Source organism: Paenibacillus sp. FJAT-26967 (genome assembly GCF_001541095.1).
Lineage (GTDB): Bacteria > Bacillota > Bacilli > Paenibacillales > NBRC-103111 > Paenibacillus_F.
This window is the reverse complement of the sequence record NZ_LMXH01000014.1, coordinates 28191-46303: the sequence shown is the minus strand read 5'-3', so window position 1 is coordinate 46303 and position 18113 is coordinate 28191. Positions and strand designations below refer to the sequence as shown.

13 protein-coding genes are annotated in these 18113 nt (G+C 54.2%); 10 read left to right on the top strand and 3 right to left on the bottom strand.

The window, feature by feature from the left end; all coding sequences use genetic code 11:
- Positions 1-33 precede the first annotated feature (33 nt).
- The 10 genes from AR333_RS23795 to AR333_RS23750 all read left to right on the top strand — a co-directional run bounded on the left by AR333_RS23795 (position 34) and on the right by AR333_RS23750 (position 15510).
- Complete coding sequence (locus AR333_RS23795; RefSeq protein ID WP_068777850.1) at positions 34-813, top strand: SDR family NAD(P)-dependent oxidoreductase; 780 nt, start codon at positions 34-36, stop codon at positions 811-813.
- A 237-nt stretch (positions 814-1050) separates the two neighbouring features.
- Complete coding sequence (gene gcvPA, locus AR333_RS23790) at positions 1051-2442, top strand: aminomethyl-transferring glycine dehydrogenase subunit GcvPA (RefSeq protein WP_068777849.1); 1392 nt, start codon at positions 1051-1053, stop codon at positions 2440-2442.
- A gap of 148 nt (positions 2443-2590) precedes the next feature.
- Positions 2591-4165, top strand: a complete 1575-nt coding sequence (gcvPB, locus tag AR333_RS23785; RefSeq protein ID WP_068777837.1) for an aminomethyl-transferring glycine dehydrogenase subunit GcvPB — start codon at positions 2591-2593, stop codon at positions 4163-4165.
- A gap of 170 nt (positions 4166-4335) precedes the next feature.
- On the top strand, positions 4336-6036 hold the full coding sequence (locus AR333_RS23780; RefSeq protein WP_253735964.1) for a sensor histidine kinase: 1701 nt from the start codon (positions 4336-4338) through the stop codon (positions 6034-6036).
- Positions 6036-7358 (top strand): response regulator, encoded by a 1323-nt coding sequence (locus AR333_RS23775; RefSeq protein ID WP_068777835.1) that lies wholly within the window; start codon positions 6036-6038, stop codon positions 7356-7358. The genes AR333_RS23780 and AR333_RS23775 overlap by 1 nt, the downstream gene beginning before the upstream one ends.
- A gap of 245 nt (positions 7359-7603) precedes the next feature.
- Complete coding sequence (locus AR333_RS23770) at positions 7604-8872, top strand: extracellular solute-binding protein (RefSeq protein WP_068777834.1); 1269 nt, start codon at positions 7604-7606, stop codon at positions 8870-8872.
- 39 nt (positions 8873-8911) lie between these two features.
- Entirely contained in the window at positions 8912-9874 is a 963-nt protein-coding gene (locus tag AR333_RS23765) for a carbohydrate ABC transporter permease (RefSeq protein ID WP_068777833.1), read from the top strand.
- 21 nt (positions 9875-9895) lie between these two features.
- The gene (locus AR333_RS23760; RefSeq protein WP_068777832.1) at positions 9896-10705 is read left to right on the top strand and encodes a carbohydrate ABC transporter permease; all 810 of its coding nucleotides are present in this window, start codon (positions 9896-9898) and stop codon (positions 10703-10705) included.
- Positions 10706-10819: 114 nt separating this feature from the next.
- Entirely contained in the window at positions 10820-12229 is a 1410-nt protein-coding gene (locus AR333_RS23755) for an MFS transporter (protein ID WP_068777831.1), read from the top strand.
- A 2-nt stretch (positions 12230-12231) separates the two neighbouring features.
- A complete protein-coding gene (locus AR333_RS23750) occupies positions 12232-15510 on the top strand; it encodes a glycoside hydrolase family 2 TIM barrel-domain containing protein (protein ID WP_068777830.1) in 3279 nt (1092 codons plus the stop codon).
- Between the two features lie 202 nt (positions 15511-15712).
- Here AR333_RS23750 and AR333_RS23745 read toward each other — a convergent pair whose 3' ends face one another.
- From AR333_RS23745 to AR333_RS23735, 3 genes are read right to left on the bottom strand one after another with little or no spacing between them, the layout of a single operon-like run.
- Positions 15713-16888, bottom strand: coding sequence for a hypothetical protein (locus AR333_RS23745; RefSeq protein ID WP_068777829.1), 1176 nt, complete (start codon positions 16886-16888; stop codon positions 15713-15715).
- On the bottom strand, positions 16878-17447 hold the full coding sequence (locus AR333_RS23740; RefSeq protein WP_068777828.1) for a hypothetical protein: 570 nt from the start codon (positions 17445-17447) through the stop codon (positions 16878-16880). The genes AR333_RS23745 and AR333_RS23740 overlap by 11 nt, the downstream gene beginning before the upstream one ends.
- Positions 17444-17968 carry an RNA polymerase sigma factor gene (locus AR333_RS23735; protein WP_068777827.1) on the bottom strand — a complete coding sequence of 175 codons (525 nt, stop codon included), beginning with the start codon at positions 17966-17968 and terminating at the stop codon, positions 17444-17446. Before AR333_RS23735 ends, AR333_RS23740 begins: the two co-directional genes overlap by 4 nt.
- Positions 17969-18113: the final 145 nt, after the last annotated feature.

Here is an 18113-nt window from a genome sequence, read left to right as displayed (position 1 = left end):
AGAGGCGAGAAGCATACCAAGGGGGTATATCAAATGACTACGAACAATTCTCCGCTCGATTTAACCGGACAAACGGCACTCGTCACAGGAGCCGCTTCGGGAATCGGTCTCGCGGCGGCTCAAACCTTGGCGGCCCACGGAGCAAAGGTGATGCTGCTCGACATGAACGAAGCCGGAGGACGCGAAAGCGAGCGTCTCCTCACATTACAAGGGCATTTGGTCCGCTATATTCCTTGCGACGTTACTCGGGCGGAAGATTGCCAAGCGGCAGTCGAAACGGCAGTCCGGGAGACAGGACGGATCGATATTGTTTTCAACAACGCAGGCATAATCCGGCGGAAAACCGTGGTGGAACTGACGGAAGAACAGTGGGATCTCGTAATCGACGTTTCCTTGAAAGGTACTTTCCTTCTGTCCAAGTATGCAATCCCGGTCATGGAGAAGAATGGCGGTGGAAGCATCATCAACACCGGCTCAGGCTGGGGACTCAAGGGCGGCGATCAGGCAGCCGCTTACTGCGCGGCCAAGGCCGGCGTGGTCAATCTGACCCGCGGGATGGCCATTGACCATGGCCCTGCCGGCATTCGCGTCAACTGTGTCTGTCCGGGTGATACGGACACGCCGCTTCTGCGCGACGAAGCCAAGCAGCTGCGCCGGGAGGAGGCCAGCTTCCTCATAGCCTCAGCGGAACGCCCGCTGAACAGGCTGGGTACGCCTCAGGATATAGCCAATGCGGTGCTGTTCCTGGCAAGCGGGATGTCTGCATGGATCACAGGCTCGGTTCTCGTCGTGGACGGCGGAGGCTTGGCGTAAGCTGGTGCTCTTCACGGAGGGAACTTGATCCTGCGTAAAGTCAGAGGCGGGAGCAGTAAGGACGATGGGGTTGTTGAACGCCGGATGACCGGCAGCGAAGAAGCCGCAAGCTACGATTTTGTTGATTCTCTTACGCAAATCGGATTACGCAAATCGGGAAAGGAACTGCCGTTTTGCTTTTCTTTTCATCAAGATCACAACATTTCAATATTTCAGCAGACACAGGGAGGTAATCCAATGGCAACCAGGAAGTCTTCATCCCATCCATATATACCAAACACGGTACCGGGCGTACAAAAGGACATGCTCGAAGTGATCGGAGTCACGAACATAGAAGAGCTGTACCGTATGGTACCGGAATCTTTGCGCTACCGCGATAAGCTTCAGATTGGTCCGGCCTTGAACGAATACGAGCTTCAGCGTCACATAGAAACGCTGCTGAACCGCAATCTTCACGGACGGGAACGGCTTAATTTTCTCGGAGCGGGCTGCTGGCAGCATTATGTGCCCGCTGTATGCGACGAAATCAGCCAGCGTTCGGAGTTCGTGACCGCGTATGCTGGAGAGCCGTACGAGGATCATGGCCGTTTCCAGGCGCTGTTCGAATACCAGAGCCTTCTGGCCGAGTTGATCGACATGGACGTCGTTAACGTGCCGACGTTCGATTGGGCCCAGGCGGCTTCTACCGCGCTCCGGATGGCCGCACGAATGAACGGACGCAGCGAGGTGCTGCTGCCGGCGACGACCCATCCGGACCGCCTGCTCATTATCCGCAACTACTTGTCGCCGCAAATCCGCTGCACTCTCGTCGGCTGCGATCCTGCGACAGGATTGCTGGATCTGGACGATTTGAAGAACAAGCTGAGCCCGGATACTGCCGCCGTCTACATTGAGAATCCATCTTACCTCGGTCACATTGAGGTTCAAGGGGAAGAGATCGGGAAGCTCGCGAAGGAAGCGGGTGCCGTGTTTGTAGTCGGCGTGGACCCCATCTCTCTAGGTGTATTGAAGCCGCCGTCCCACTATGGCGCGGACCTTGTCTGCGGCGATTTGCAGCCTCTCGGAATCCGTATGAATTACGGAGGCGGACATGCCGGGTTTATCGCTTCGCGCGACGAAGAAGCTTACGTGATGGAATACCCGTCACGTCTGTTCGGCATCGCGCCGACTTCAGTGGAAGGCGAATACGGCTTCGGCGATGTGGCGTATGAGCGGACTTCTTTTGCGAAGCGGGAAAAAGGGAAGGAGTCCGTCGGCACACAGACCGCGTTGTGGGGCATCACAGCAGGCGTCTATCTGGCTCTGATGGGCCCACAGGGCATGCTTGAGGTAGGCCAAACCATCGTGCAGCAGGCGGAATATGCCAAAAAGCGGCTGTCCGAAATCGGTGGAGTCAGCATAAAATTCACGGCATCCACGTTCAAAGAATTTGTCGTTGATTTTAATTCTTCAGGCAAAAGTGTGAAGGAGATCAACAAGCTTCTGCTTGATCAAAATATTTTTGGAGGCAAGGACTTGTCTGGCGAATTTGCAGAGTGGGGACAGTGTGCCCTCTATTGTGTAACGGAAATCCACACGAAGCAGGATATCGATACTCTTGCTGCTGCACTGAAGAAAGTGCTGGGTTGACGTTCCGCGTTCCCTCTTGAATGAAAAGACGGGGGGAATACCGCAAAGATAAGGAGCAGAGACGACAAACGAATCCGGAAAAGCATGAACGTATAGAACTAGAACTAACCAATAGAACCAGCTACCGATGAGAGGGGATATCGGCACCATGATCAAACGAATCGAACGCAACAGCAAGGTCCGCAAGTTCCACCAGGCGAAATGGGATGAGCCGGTTATATTTGAACTGCACCGTCCGGGCGAACGCGGGATTCTGGTACCGGCGGCAGAGCCGGAAGTTGAATCCGAGGTAGGCGACGGTCTATCCGCCCTGCCGGCAGCGATGCGCAGAGAGACAGCCCCTGCTCTGCCGGAGATAGGTCAAGCCAAAGTGCTGCGGCATTATCTGCGACTGTCTCAAGAAACGCTCGGGTCCGATTTTAACGTTGAAATCGGCCAAGGCACTTGTACCATGAAATATATTCCGCGGATTAACGAAATGCTGATCCGGAGTCCCAAAATGATGGATCTTCATCCGCTGCAGGACCCCGATACGGTACAGGGTATGCTCGAAGTCTATCACGGCCTGGACTTGGCGATGAGGGAGATATCGGGATTGGACCGGTTCTCGTTCCAACCGAGCAGCGGAACGCAGGCGCTATTCGCTATGGCGTCCATCGTCCGGGCTTATCATGAGGCGAACGGGGAAGGGGAGAAGCGCGATGAGATCATCACGACAATCTTCTCGCATCCGTCCCAGGCCGCTACCGCTGCTGTGAAAGGATACAAGATCATTACGCTGTACCCGGACAAGGACGGGTTCCCGGATCTGGAAGCGCTCAAGAACGCGGTATCCGAGCGGACGGCAGGCTTTGTCGTAGCCAATCCGGAGGATACCGGTATCTTCAATCCCCGGATCCGCGAGTTTACGGACATTGTGCATGAAGCAGGCGGACTCTGCTTCTACGATCAGGCGAACGCAAACGGGCTTCTGGGTATTGCGAGGGCCAAAGAAGCGGGTTTTGACATGTGCTTCTTCAACCTGCACAAGACGTTCGCGGCGCCCCATATGTGCGGAGGACCCGCAACCGGAGCTCTGGGAGTGACGGCTGAGCTGGCGCCTTTCCTGCCCGGTCCTGTTGTGGAATATGATGGCAGCCGCTACGGGCTGAGTGAGGAAACCCAGCAAAGTATCGGCAAAGTGAGGATGTTCCACGGTGTGGCTCAAACGGTGCTCCGCTCGTACGCCTGGATTCGCGCACTGGGTCCGGAGGGACTGCTCGATGTGGCTAAAACAGCTGTTCTCAACAACAATTATTTGTACGCAAACATTTTGAAAATCAAAGGTGCGAGCGCTCCATACGTGGAGGGCGGACGTCTGGAGCAGGTGCGTTACAGCTGGGAGCAGTTGACCAAGGACACCGGAGTGACGACCGAGGATATTCAGCGCAGAATGTGCGACTTCGGGCTGCATTACTGGACCAGCCATCATCCGTACATCGTTCCGCAGCCTTTCACACTGGAGCCGACGGAGTCGTACTCCAGAGAAGATCTTGACGAATATCTGGATGCGCTGAGACACATTTCGCAGGAAGCTTATGAAAATCCGGATATCGTAAAAAGCGCGCCGCACAACAGCACCGTCCACCGTATCGACGAATCAAGCTTCGACGATCCCAAAGAGTGGTGCATCACGTGGCGGGTCTATCTCAAAAAAACGCATCCGTCCGGAGCAGCTTTATAGAGGGTCCCGCGCACGAAACCGGGGGTATCGTTCTGACAATGATCAGTCACGGGGTCTAACTGGGTTATATTTCAAATCAGCAGAGCACGGGGAGGCATGTGTATTTAGCCTACCCGTGCTATAATCATTTTACGAAAGCGCTTACTTTACTGCATGCGGAGGAGATTACGTTGTTTAGACACCTGGGCCTACTACCGATTCGTTTACGCCGGAGCTTGCAGGGAAAGCTGGTGCTGCTCATTTTGCTGGTCGCTGTTATTCCTCTGTTATCGCTGGGATATGTGCTGTATAACAAGTCTTCCGACACGATAAACGAGCAGTTCGGCCGTTACGGGGAAAATACGGTATCCCAGCTCCAGGTGCAGATCGACTCGACACTGGCTCAGATGAAATATACCGTTGAGGACATTCTCTCTTACCTCCTTGATCCTAACTTTACAGTTTTGCATGAAGAAATTCCGACGACTTATTTGGGCTTTAAAGAGGAGCAGCAGCTCGAACAATATATAGAAGCTCATAAAACGCTGGATACGAAAGGTATTTTTATACTAACGAAGTCCGGCTATTATTACGGGGAGCGAATTGCCAATACGAATCTTGTAGAAGAAAGCCCCTGGTTTGGAGAAGAACGTACGGGGTATCTATTCAGCATTTACGAGCCCAAACAGTACAGCGGCACATCTAATGTTCCGGGAGAAAAAGTGATCGGGCTGCTTTTCCGGATCCACAATCAGGTCGGGGCATTGGAGGATGCCAGAGTGCTCATTGAAGTAAAAGCCGACAAGCTGCTGGATATGTTCCAAGAGTATGAACGGGATACTGGGGCTTTCCTGAACATAACGGATCAGGGGCGTGTTCTGTATCAGACGGCGAAGCCCTATTCAAAGCGTGACGATGATGTCGTCTGGACGAAACAGTCGGAGGAAACAGATTGGAAGATCGAAGTGCGGACGCCGCACCGGCAGTTTTACCAGTCGTCTTTGCTGATCCGGACATTTACGTTTACAGCTGTCAGCTTGTCCATTCTGTTGGCTTTTGTCCTATCGTATTTCAGTTCGGTGAGGTTCCTAAGCCGGATTAAAAAGATGAAGGATTCCATCAGAGACGTATCACTCGGACGCCTCAATACCCGTATTATTGTCGATTCCGAAGATGAGATCGGACGCTTGGGCCGCAGCTTCAATCATATGGTGGTTCAGCTTCAGGATTTGTTCGGAGAAGTCAAACGTGTGGAGCGGCAGAAAAAAGAAGCGGAGCTTAGAGCGCTTCATCATCAGATCAATCCCCATCTGCTGATTAATACGCTCGCCTCTATCCAGTGGAAAGCGCGCATAGCCGGCAACTCCGAGGTACAGATGATGATTCTGCATTTGACTAAGGTACTCGACGGCAATTTGAATTATACACGTGAGCTGGTCACCTTAAGGGAAGAGCTGGATGTGATCCATCATTACATGAATCTCCAGGAATACCGTTTCGGCCATGTGTTCACCTACCACATCGATACGGGAGATATTTCCCTTGAGGAGGTCCGCATACCGCGGATGACTCTGCAGCCTCTGGTGGAGAATATTTTCTTCCATGCATTCGAGGATGGAGCCGGTATGATCGAAATCAAAGTGCGGCGGCAAGGAATGGGAATCCGGCTAAGTGTATGCGATGACGGCAAGGGTATGGACCCGGCTGCGGCGGGGGAGCTTCTGGCGGAACCGGGAGAAGAAACGGACGGCCGTAAGAAGCGCAGTATCGGTATTTATAACGTCGATCAACGGATCAAGCTTCATTTCGGTGATAGATATGGGCTGGATGTGGAATCGGAACCGGGAAAAGGAACATGCATCGGGATTATGCTTCCGAAGGAGGAAACGTGATGAGTGATATGTCTATACGGGTACTGATTGCCGACGATGAAGTGATTATCCGCAGAGGGCTGGTCAGCACCGTGCCATGGGCACGCTACGGGATGGAGGTCGTTGCAGATGCGCCGAACGGTACCCGGGCCTGGGAAGCTTTCCTGGAGCATAAGCCGGAGGTTGTCATTACGGATATCGTAATGCCGGGGATGACGGGAATCGAGCTGATCCGCAAGATTAAGGAGCATGCTCCACAGACAAAAGCGCTGCTGCTCAGCTGCCATCGCGATTTCGAATATGCAAAGCAGGGCATCAAGTACGGCGCGTCCGGCTATCTGCTCAAAACCGATTTCAGCGACGAGGAGCTGGGGGAGTATCTGGAAGGCTTCCGCAGCGAACTCATAAAGTTCCGCGGGCAGCCGTTCCCTCAGTCCGGGCGAGACGAGGCATCCGGCGCAGACAAATCCGCCGGTGTGGAAGGATCGCTCCGCGAATGGCTGCATGGAATCCGCGACCGCTTCCCCGCCGAGCTGGAGAGGCTGCTCGAAGGGGAGTGGGGATGGATGCGCGAGCCGACGGTGCCTTACCTGATTGGCTGCGGAGACAGCGTAGGCGCTAGCGGCAGAGACGCCCTTGCAGGTGAGACGGGAGGAAGCGTCTTCCCTGACGCTAACAGCTTAAGCACCGGCATCTCGGCCGAAACAGTATCCGGGCCTGTGACCGAGCCGGGCCCCGCCACCTGTGCCGCACGGCTGGCCACAGGTCTTGCCTCCGCAGGCCTCTGCGTGGCAGTGGCCCTCAGCGGGCAGCATGTGCTGCTGCTCGTCCCGCAGGGAGAGCGGCAGACATGGAACGCCCGCCTATGCGCGCGCAAAGCGGCGGACCCGCAGCTGCGCTGGACGGAGGGTACGGCGTTCGCGGGAGGCGAGGGATGGTTGGCGGAGGTGCGCCGCCTGCACGGCCGTATCGAGCTGGAGACGCGTCACCGCGTGCGCATAGGCGAGTGGCCCGAGCCGATTGCCGCGGCTGTGCGCCTGATCGTCGAGCAGGCCGATTCCCAGCTCTCCGTCGCGGAAGCGGCCCATGAGGTCGGACTGAGCCGCAGCCATTTCAGCACGCTCTTCAAGCGCGTGGTAGGCGAAAGCTTCGTGGCATTCACCTGCCGAACGAAGCTTGGGATCGCTTCGGAGCTGCTGAGCACTTCGAAGCTGACCGTGCAGGATATCGCGGAGCGGGTCGGCATGCCGGATGCGAAATATTTCAGCAAGTGGTTCAAGCGCTGCACGGGTCAGACCCCGAGTCATTATCGCACGGAGCGGCGGACGACACATATTTGCTAGCTCTCAGCCAGTACGGTTTCCCGGAGGGGAAACCTTCTTTTTTTCCCGGGAAACAGATCGCCGTATAAAAACACCCCTTTGCGCCGGACGTAGTGGCACCTTTACCGGAATTCGGCGGAATAGTGGGCAAAGCAGCACTTTTTTTCGGACATTCTTCCGTTTTGAAAACGCTTTATTTACCGTAAACTGAAATCAATTCAAAGCATTCATCACATCACACCTAAGATGTTTATGGGGGGAACTTTATGAAAAAGATGCTTGTTCTCGCGCTTACAGGATCGATAGTTACCGCTCTTGCCCTGTCGGGCTGCAGCACCAAGCAGGGAGAAGGCCAGGGGGAAGGGAGCTCCGACGCCAGCGGCGGCAAAGTGACTCTGCGCTTCGCTACCTGGGATACCGGCGATCTGCTCAAAATTCAGGAAACGATTGCCAGGAACTTCGAAGCCAAGCATCCGAATGTGAAGGTGCAGGTCGAGGCTTACGGGGACGGATTCGACCAGAAGCTGGCTGCTTCGATTGGGGCCAACAATGCGCCGGATGTGATGTATATGTGGGATTTCCCGACGTATCACAAAAATCTTGAGCCTCTCGAAGAGAGAATGAAAAGCGATAGCACGCTGAAGCTGGATGATTTTTATCCAGGCCTGCTAAATTACGTGAAGATTGATGGAACCGCTTACGGAGTACCGGCGGGGTTCACGACAAGAGTAATGTATTACAACAAAAAGCTGTTCGACGAAGCAGGCGTTCCCCAGCCCAAAGAAGGCTGGACGTGGGATGAATTCAAAATCGCAGCCCAGAAGCTGACCAACCCGGCCAAAAAGCAGTACGGCTTCGGGGTCCGGGCGGAGAACGATCCGTACGATCTTCAAGGAATTGTCTGGAGCAATGGCGGCAGCTTTATCTCGGAGGACGGCAAAACGATCGAAGGCTACATGAACGGCAAGCCGGCGGTAGAGGCGGTCGGAATGATCGGCGACCTCGTCAAATCCAAGACGGCCGTGATTGTAGGGGGCAAGAACCAACAATCGGGAGACGATATTTTCAAAGCTGGCAAAATCGCCATGTGGGAGAGCGGCATTTGGCCGTTGGACGGATTCAAGGAAGCCAAGGTTGATGTCGGTACGGTTTCGATGCCGGTCTTTGCCGGCAAGCCGGTCAAAGGCGTAATCGCCGAGTCTGCGGTCTCGATGTCCAAAAACTCCAAGCACAAAGAAGAAGCGTGGGAATTCATCAAATACTATGCTTCCGAGGACGCGATCAAGCTTCGGACGAGTGACCTGCCGGTGCGCAAAAGCATTGTGGAAGGCAACAAGCTCGATCAGGACCCGGTGTATAAAGCTTTCTACACGATGCTCGAAGCAAGCGACAATACCCCGGCTTTCCTGCTCAGCCCCAAATGGAACGAGGTCAACCGCAACTTAACTTCGGCCATCAACGCCATTATGCTTGGACAAAACGCGCAGGATTCTATGGACACGGCTGTGCGTGATTCCCAAAAGTTTTTCAAATAATTTTCTCAAATAACCCGTTAGGGAAACGGAAGTGAGCCTATGCAACCAAACACCTTGCAGCTTCAAAAAGGCGTGCGGCGCAGCATCTGGAGAAGAGGCAGGCTAACCCCCTACCTCTTCATTCTTCCCTGGATGATCGGGTTCGTGGCCTTTACGCTCGGACCCCTCTTGTTCTCGCTCGTCATTTCCTTTTTCGATTGGCCTATTGTCGGCGAACGAACCTTTATCGGCTTTCAAAACTATGTGAATATGTTCACAAATGATCCTTTATTCTGGCATTCCATGGGCGTAACGATCCGGTTTGCCGCCATTTTCGTACCGCTCAATCTCGCTGTCGCCCTTCTGCTGGCTGTTCTGCTCAATCAGAACGTCCGGGGAAGCGGCATTTTCCGGACCGTGTTCTACTTGCCTTCCGTCATCTCGGGCGTTGCCTTGGCCATGATTTGGGCCTGGGTATACAGCGGAGAATACGGTATTCTCAATTATTTCTTGTCTCTGATCGGCATTACCGGACCGGATTGGCTGCGTGAGCCGAGCTGGTCGATGATCGCGATGGTCGCCGCCAGTCTGTGGGCGCAAGGGTCCATGATGCTGATTTTCCTGGCGGGGCTGAAAAATATTCCCGGCGATTTGTACGAAGCCGCCGAGTTGGACGGTGCGGGCGCGTTCAAACGGTTTATCCGAATTACACTTCCCATGCTGGGGCCGACCCTGCTTTTTAACCTGATTACATCGATCATAGCCGCTTTCCAGCAGCTTACCCTCGCATTGACGCTTACGGGCGGAGGGCCGCTAAATTCGACTTATTTTTACGCTATGTATGTATATGAGAACGCTTTTAAATATTTCAAAATGGGCTATTCCGCAGCGAACGCCTGGGTTATGTTCTTGATCGTGCTCGTACTGACGATGTTGGTCTTCCGCTCGACCTCCATGTTCGTTTATTACGAAGGTGAACTGAAGAAGACCAAAGCCCGGAAAACGAAGCGCAAAGCGCTGTAAAGACGATTGTGAGGTAATGACATGAAGAAAGTGCTCACATATGCCCTGCTGCTGTTTTTCTCGCTGTTGTTCCTGATGCCGTTCTTCTGGCTGGTTACAACCGCTCTCAAGAGCCCGGAAGAAGTATACATGTATCCGCCCAAATGGATTCCGTCTGAGCTTCACTGGGAGAACTTCGCCAAGGCATGGACCATACAGCCCTTTACCTTGTTTCTAAAAAACTCCCTGACCGTTACTGTGCTGTGCAACATCGGTCAATTGATCTCATCGTCCTTGGTTGCGTACGGTTTTGCGCGATTCCGTTTCAAGGGACGTGATACCCTGTTCATGGTCGTGCTGGCCACCATGATGATTCCATGGGACGTTACGATGATTCCGTTATACATGGAGTTTAATTTCCTGGGCTGGATCAATACGCTTAAGCCTCTGATTGTTCCGTCCTGGTTCGGCTCGGCGTTTTATATTTTCCTGCTCAGGCAGTTTATTATGACCATTCCCACGGAACTTGAGGAAGCAGCTAAAATCGACGGTGCGGGGGATCTGAAGATTTTCACGAAAATTATTATTCCTCTTATGTTTCCGGCACTAGTGCTTGTAAGTGTCTTTAATATGCTGGACACGTGGAACGATTATCTCGGACCGCTCATTTTCTTGAACGATGCGAGTATGTACACGCTGACGCTGGGCTTGGCTCAATTCAAAGGGATGTTCGGTGTTGACATGACTTCGGTTATGGCCGTAACGACGATCATTTGTCTGCCTCCGCTTACCGTGTTTTTCCTGGCTCAAAAGTATATCGTCGAGGGCATTTCGACGACGGGCATTAAGTAAAGCCGGCGTTGACGTGCAGCTGGTATTAAGGGGAGCAAGGGTTGAACCATCAGCAAACAAAAGGCACCCAGGTGGTTAAACCGCAAGTTTGGACAACAAGGAGATTGGAGAGATGTGTTTAGTTTACGAAGCAGCAACAGAAGCATGACAATCGGGGTCCGGCGGTTCCTGGCAACGGAGGCGCTGTACGGGATCGGAATCGGACTGTATTCGCTGGCCCTGAATCTTCACCTGCTCGCCCTTGGCGCGAGCGGCGGACAGATTGCAAGCATATCCGCTGTGGGCATTCTGATCATGGGAATCGGGGCTCTGCCCGCCGGTATGCTAGCGGGGAAAGTCGGACGTAAGTCCATGCTGGTGGCGGGCTCCATGCTGGTTGCCGCAGGAGCGGCTTTATTCGCTACCGGCCGCAGCCTGCCGGTCTGGTATGCGGCACAAGCGGTGGCCTCCGCCGGATTTATGTGTATCGAGACGACAGAAATCCAGCTTCTGTTCCGGTACTGCCACTCCCGCCGGGAAGAAAGTCGGGCTTTTCACGGGATGTTCGCGGTCTTCACCGCATTCACGGGAATAGGCAACCTGATCGGGGGTTTTCTTTCCCGGGCGGATATCTCGGACGCAGGCCACGCCCCGTCGCTCTATGCTTCCGCCGTGTGCATCGCGGTGCTCTCACTGCTGCGTCTGCGGCTTCTCCCGGCGGAACGGGTAGCGGATAGCGGCACCCGGGAAGCTTTGCCGGACACAGCCGGGACGGGGGGCGGTGTCCGCGCGGGATCTGCCGCATCCTCGGCTTCATCCCTAAGCGGAGTGCATGCCCACGGGAAGAAGCAAGCGCCCCGCGAGGAGCCGGCGAAGCCGCCGGGACTAGGCAGCAGGCGCAGGGCAGTCCGCCTGCACTTGCCGCAGGGAATACATCGGCTGCTTCGTGTCCGCTCGCTCTGGCTGCTGGCCGCTAACGCCTGTCTGATCGGATTTGTTTTTTCCTTCATCGGGCCGTTCATGAACGTATATCTGAAGTTCCGGGCTGAATGGCAGGATGATCTGATTTCCTACGTGTATACGGTTAATGGGCTTGTCCTGTTTATCGCTTCACTGGCCGCTCCCAAAATAATGGAACGCTGGGGAGCAAAAGCGGCCTTTACAGGTGCGTTCCTTGGCAACGCGGGGCTGGCTATGCTGCTCTTGATATCGCAGCCGGCACCGGTATTTGCCGCCCTGCTCGTTCTCCGCAGCGGAAGCTTTTCACTGCTCGGCAATCTGGTCGACAGCGAGACCATGTCCTCGCTGCGCGAGGAGGACCGCAACCTGTATGCGGGAATGAAGGCCGTTTTCCGCTGTATCGGCTCGTCTTTATCGACGGTGACAGCGGGCTTTTTTATGAATGCAGGCGATTATTATACACCGTTTTTCATTGCGGCCGTTCTGCTCATCGTTAATTTTATATATTTCCGCAGCCGAGTGCTGCCTTTGATTACTAAGCGGGAAGACAATCTAGGGGGTAAGCCCCAAGCAGGAGGAGCATAAACATGAAGGAACTACACTTGCAGCGCAGGGATTGGGATAACCTGGAGGTGCTGGAGCGGGATCGCCTGCCGGCCCGGGCCAGTTTTATTCCTTACGGGAATGAGCAGGAGGCTCTGACTTATGCCCGGGAACGTTCGGACCGCACGCTGCCGCTCAGCGGAACGTGGGCTTTCCGGTACACCGGGTCGCCGGAAGAGGCACCGGAGGGTTTTTATCTGCCGGAGTTCGATGCGGCTGCCTGGGACCGGATACCTGTGCCGAGCTGCTGGCAGCTTCACGGATATGGCGCTCCCCATTACACGGATTTATATTATCCGTTTCCGGTTGATCCTCCACGCGTGCCGACAGCCAATCCTACGGGCAGCTACCGGAGAGAATTTACCCTTCCAGACGATTGGACGGAGAAAGATGTAGTCATCCAGTTTCATGGAGTTGACAGTGCCTATAACGTCTGGCTGAATGGCGAGTATGTCGGGTACAGCGAAGGGAGCAGACTTACGGCGGAATTCGATTTGACGCCTTTTATACGGGGCGGGCGTAATGTTCTTGCCGTGCAGGTGTATCAGTGGTCGGCCGGAAGTTATCTGGAGGACCAGGATATGTGGTGGTTAAGCGGCATATTCCGCGATGTCATTCTTGTGGCCCGGCCCAAGCTGTCTTTGCAAAATATCCGGGTTTACGCAGGGCTGGATGACACATACGCGGATGGACTTCTGAATGTGGATGTGACGGTAGCGGGAAATACTGATTTCACTTTGTCATGGAAGCTGCAGGACCGGGAGGGGGAGCTTATCGTTTCGGGTGAGGAAAGCGTGGCGGACGGCAGTGGCGGAATTACCGGAATGGAGAAGGAGCAGTCCATTACGATTGCAGCACAAATCAAAGAGCCTCGCCAATGGTCAGCGGAAACGCCTTATTTGTACGATCTGATCGTTACTCTGCTGGATGAAGAGGGGCAGCTTCTTGAAACAACGGCGCTAAAAGCCGGGTTTCGCCGCATTGAGGTCAAAGACGGCCTTATGCTCGTAAACGGCAAAGCGGTTCGTCTGCGCGGGGTGAATCGTCACGACCATCATCCCGATACAGGCAGAACCGTCACGCTGGAAACGATGGAGAAGGACATCTTGATGATGAAGCAGCATAACATCAATGCGGTGCGGACAGCTCACTATCCGAATGATCCGCGCTTTTACGACTTGTGCGACCGGTACGGCCTATACGTTATGGATGAGACTGATCTGGAGACACACGGCTTCGAGCTGATCGGTGACGCTAACCGTCTAAGTGACGATCCGGCCTGGGAACATGCTTATGTAGACAGGATGCGGAGAATGGTGTTGCGTGATGAGAATCACCCTTCGATTATTATGTGGTCTCTCGGTAATGAATCGGGCTTTGGACGCAATCACGAGGAGATGTACAAGTGGTGCCGCTCCTACGATTCTTCCAGGCTCGTTCATTACGAGGGAGACCGGGAAGGGAAGGCCTGCGATGTATTCAGCACTATGTACTCGTCACCTGAGAAAATGCGCGGATTCGGAGAAATGAAGGATTTGGACAAGCCCCATATCTTATGCGAATACGCTCATGCTATGGGGAACGGTCCCGGCGGGCTTCAGCACTATGAAGAACTGTTCAGAACATTCCCGAGGCTCCAAGGCGGATTCGTCTGGGAGTGGATTGATCACGGATTGCGGCGGAAAAAAGCGGATGGCCGCGAATATTTCGCTTACGGCGGAGATTACGGCGACCAGCCGAACAACGGCAACTTTTGTATCGACGGACTAGTAACCCCCGATCGTACACCGTCTCCGGGTCTCATGGAATACAAGAAAACGATCGAGCCGATATCGGTAGAAATCGCGGGATGGAAACCGGGTACAAACCAAAAGGCCGTTGATCTGATTATCCGGAACCATTACGATTTTATCTCACTTCATAATATCCGCTGCACGTGGCAGCTGGAGTCGGACGGCCGCTTCATCGGCGGGGGGCCGGCCGACTTGCCGGACCTGGCTGCCGGAGACGAGGGCATCTGTCGTCTTCCGATCCCCGGACTGCCGGGAGAGATCGGCGGCGCAGGCGAATACTGGCTGACGGTGCGCTTTGTGCTGGCTTCCCCGACATCATGGGCGGGAGAGGGCCATGAGATTGCATGGTCGCAGTTTCCGCTTCATGCCATCGAGAACGAGAAGGGGGATAACACCAGGAAAAATGCAGGCGATCCGGAATCGTTTTCTGCACCGGAAGCAGTAGTTGCGGATGCTGCAACCGCCGCGGCGGCTGCTCAGAATGCAGGCGCAACCGGGGCGGTGCGGGCTGCGGTATCACAGCAGCCGCCCGCAGGGGCGGCAGGCTCCGAGGCCGCTATCCGGGTTGAAGAAGCGGACAGCCGGTTCACCTTGACGGGGGCGGACTTCACGCTTGTCTTCGACCGGTTCCGGGGCCGCATTGCCTCCTGGCAGCAAGCGGGGACCCCGGTAATCGCCGACGGCGGGGGACCGCGGCTCGCCTTGTGGCGCGCCCCTATCGACAACGACATGTACGTTGTCGCCGATTGGCGCAAGGCATGCGTGCATATGGCGGCGGACGATGTGCGTGGCAGCGGCTGGGAGCGTCTTGCGGACGGTGCCGTCCGCGTGAGCGTCTCCATCCGCACGGCACCGCCTGTGTACGCCTGGGGATTCGCCTGCACGTGGGTTTACACCGTCCGTCCCGATGGAACGGTAGACTTGTCCGTGCAGGGCGATCCGGACGGCACACCACCGGATATGCTCCCCCGGATCGGCCTGAGGATGGAGCTGCCCGGCAGCACGGACCGCGTGACCTGGTACGGGTTGGGTCCGGGAGAGTCTTACCCGGACAGCAGACAAGCCGCAAGAGTAGGCTTGTATGAAACCGCGGTCGATGACCTGCGCTTCCCGTACGTAAAGCCGCAGGAAAGCGGCAACCGTTCCGACGTGCGCTGGTCCTGCCTGCGCGGCTTGCAAGGCTCCGGGCTCCTGGTTGCAGGGCAGCCGGCCTTCGATTTTGGGGCCAGCCGTTACACGCCGGAGGACTTGGAAACCGCCTCTCACGAGTGCGATCTGGTTCCGCGTGATTTTGTAACGCTTCATCTGGATTACAAGCAGAACGGGCTGGGCAGCAACAGCTGCGGGCCCAAACAGCTTCCTCCGCATGTGCTGAAGCCGCAAGCATTTCATTTTACGGTTCGGCTCAAGCCTGTAGCAGGTGATGTTCATCCTGCGCAGACAGCGGCGGCACTTCGTTCCGGCGGTTAAGCTGAGCAAGTAGCAGCACCATTTAGAAAGTAAGTCACATACTCCTTGACCAAAGGCTCAAAGGCATTAGCGGACAACGACCACAACCTCACAAATAAACAAGCTGGCAGCGGTAGAATACCGTCGCCAGCTTGTTTATTTGAGCTTTTTTCATCGTTATAAAAAACGATTGTATTTTAATTCTGCTTGGAGTTCATATGTCCTACCGGTCTGAGCGGTTAAAGAGAAGAGTTAAGCCCCCTCCGATCAAAATCATGGCCACGATAAAGGTCTGAAAGTACGATGAAAGTGAATAGGGCCAGTCATGGGACGGGAAATATTTGTGCAGCACATCGAGTAGTACTTCATTCGTCAGGTAGTAGATGCCCACAATAATGATGAGGAAACCGAATTTTCGCTGGTGCCGCTTCAATCCCTTAAACAGAGGACGGTCATCGAGGAATTCATAGTCCTGTTTGGAAATATACTGAAGAGCATCAAAGAAGCTGTAGAACCAGAAAATCGGGATCAAGAACAGGAACAGCGATAGCCTCAGTACGTCCATTATATAGATCGAGAATAAGAATCCTGCCATAAGCTGAAGTCCTCTTGTTTGTAGGCCCAAGTACAGATGGGCAGCTCCCGGGAAGACAGCCAGAATGGTGGCGATTGTTTTGCTGCGTCTGCCCTCATGACGGCTCTCATGAAAATCATCGAAGAAGCTGCGGTCAACCAGTTCATATCCTTCCTGCTTCTTCTCGAGCTGACGGAGAGCATCGAAAATGATGTAAATCCACAGAACCGGAAGTCCCAGAATGAAGAAGAAGAACTCTTCCATATGGGTCAAGGATCCGGCGAAGAAAATCAGAATGGCCGCTCCTACGAAGAAGATCATAGCCGATAAACCGCGGTACATCAGTCCGAGCTGATAATGGCCGAGTCCGGGGATAAAGGAGGCCAGCATAATTCTGCGGCGCTCCTGCTTGCGCTGCCATTCATAGGCGCCCGGATGATAGCGGGGAGCGGGTCCTGCCGGGCCATCCGCCATCTCCGGGCCTATCGGACCGTGAGCTTGTGGACCGTTGACGTGACCATAATCCTCAGCGCTATGAGGGATATAATCGGTCGAGTAACCCGGCTGCCCCGTTGGCCTGCGGTGGCCCAAAGTCACAAACATATCAATCAGATTGATGACCCAGACAACTCCAGCCACAAGGAGCAGGAGTAGGCCGAAGTCGCCATCTATATTATTGGTAATGGCCAGCAGGAAGAGCAGACCAAGCGGTCCGAAGAATCCCGCTCCGTATAGGAAGGCTCGGAAATAGCGGTATAAATAGAAGTGGCCAAGTCCGGGTATGAAAGAAAGGAGCAGCGCAGCGGTATTGGATCTAGGGTTCAAGAGAATTTCCTCCTTTGGATTTCTGAGCTTGCAGGGTATCGAAGAACGTGAAGGTCTGCTCCATGATCTTCTCGGATACGGGCGCATGCTGTGTTTTCTGCGCTTCGGCACGAATTCCTGCCACGTCATCCTTCATTTTATCGAAAATACCGGTTGTCATGAGTAAGAGTGTAGCCGCTGCCGCTATAGAGTAATGGATAAAAGCTAACCGTCTCGGTGACCGGACTTTCTGTTTCTGAATCCTTCTGGAGGATTTAGAACGTTTGTCGTTTTCCTCCGCTGTATCTACAATAACCGGAGGAGTTGTTTCTTCTCTTTCTTCTCCCGCCCTAATTTCCGCAATCTGGTGCAGAACCCGGTCGGTCAGGCTATCGGCATCCGGCTGGTCTGGAAGGGGAAGAGCAGTTGCCATGGCTTCTATACATTCTGTATAAATTTCCAAACAGACATCACAATCGTACAGGTGAGTCTCCAGAAGGTTCCGCTGGCGGCCATCTGTGAGCTCTCCGGTAATATACCGCAGCCATTCCTTGCGCTGAACATGATTCTCAGGGTTCATTTAAACTCTTCCTCCTTCCAGTGCTGCTTGATCCATTGTTTGGCCCGATACAGCTTGGATTTGATGGTTTGTACCGTTACTTCCTGTTCGTCTGCAATTTGCTGGTATGATTTGTCTTCATAATAAAAGGCAATAAGGACGTCTCTATAGTTTTCGGGAAGCTCATTCAATTTGCGCATCACGAGTTCCCGAAATTCTTTGTGAATGAGCGGATCTTCCGTATCGGAGCGGAGCATGGAGGGAGGGGGCATGGTTTCTTCCATGCCGTCGGTGGCCATCTCACGCTGCCGGTACGCTTTTCTTTTATAATCTATCGCCTTATTGACGGCAACGCGGGAGAGCCAAGCCTTAAGACCTTTTACCTCGGTGTGGGGGAGGGAGGTAAACATCTTGAGAAAGACTTCCTGCATCACATCTTCGGCATCTTTTGGGTGCCGGACAACTGAGAAAACGATCTGAAATACATAGTTCCGATAGGCACGGACAATTTCACGAAAGGATTCCTCATCGCCGGCGATCATCCCTTGGACGAGCTGCTCCTCTTGGTACGTTAAAATGTCTTTCTCCCTCCCCTCTCCAACAGTATAGACGAATCAAATAGCAGCGAGTTCTGCACTTCGGGCAAAAATATCTTCCTATGCAAAAAAAACCGCTATTCCTAGTCAG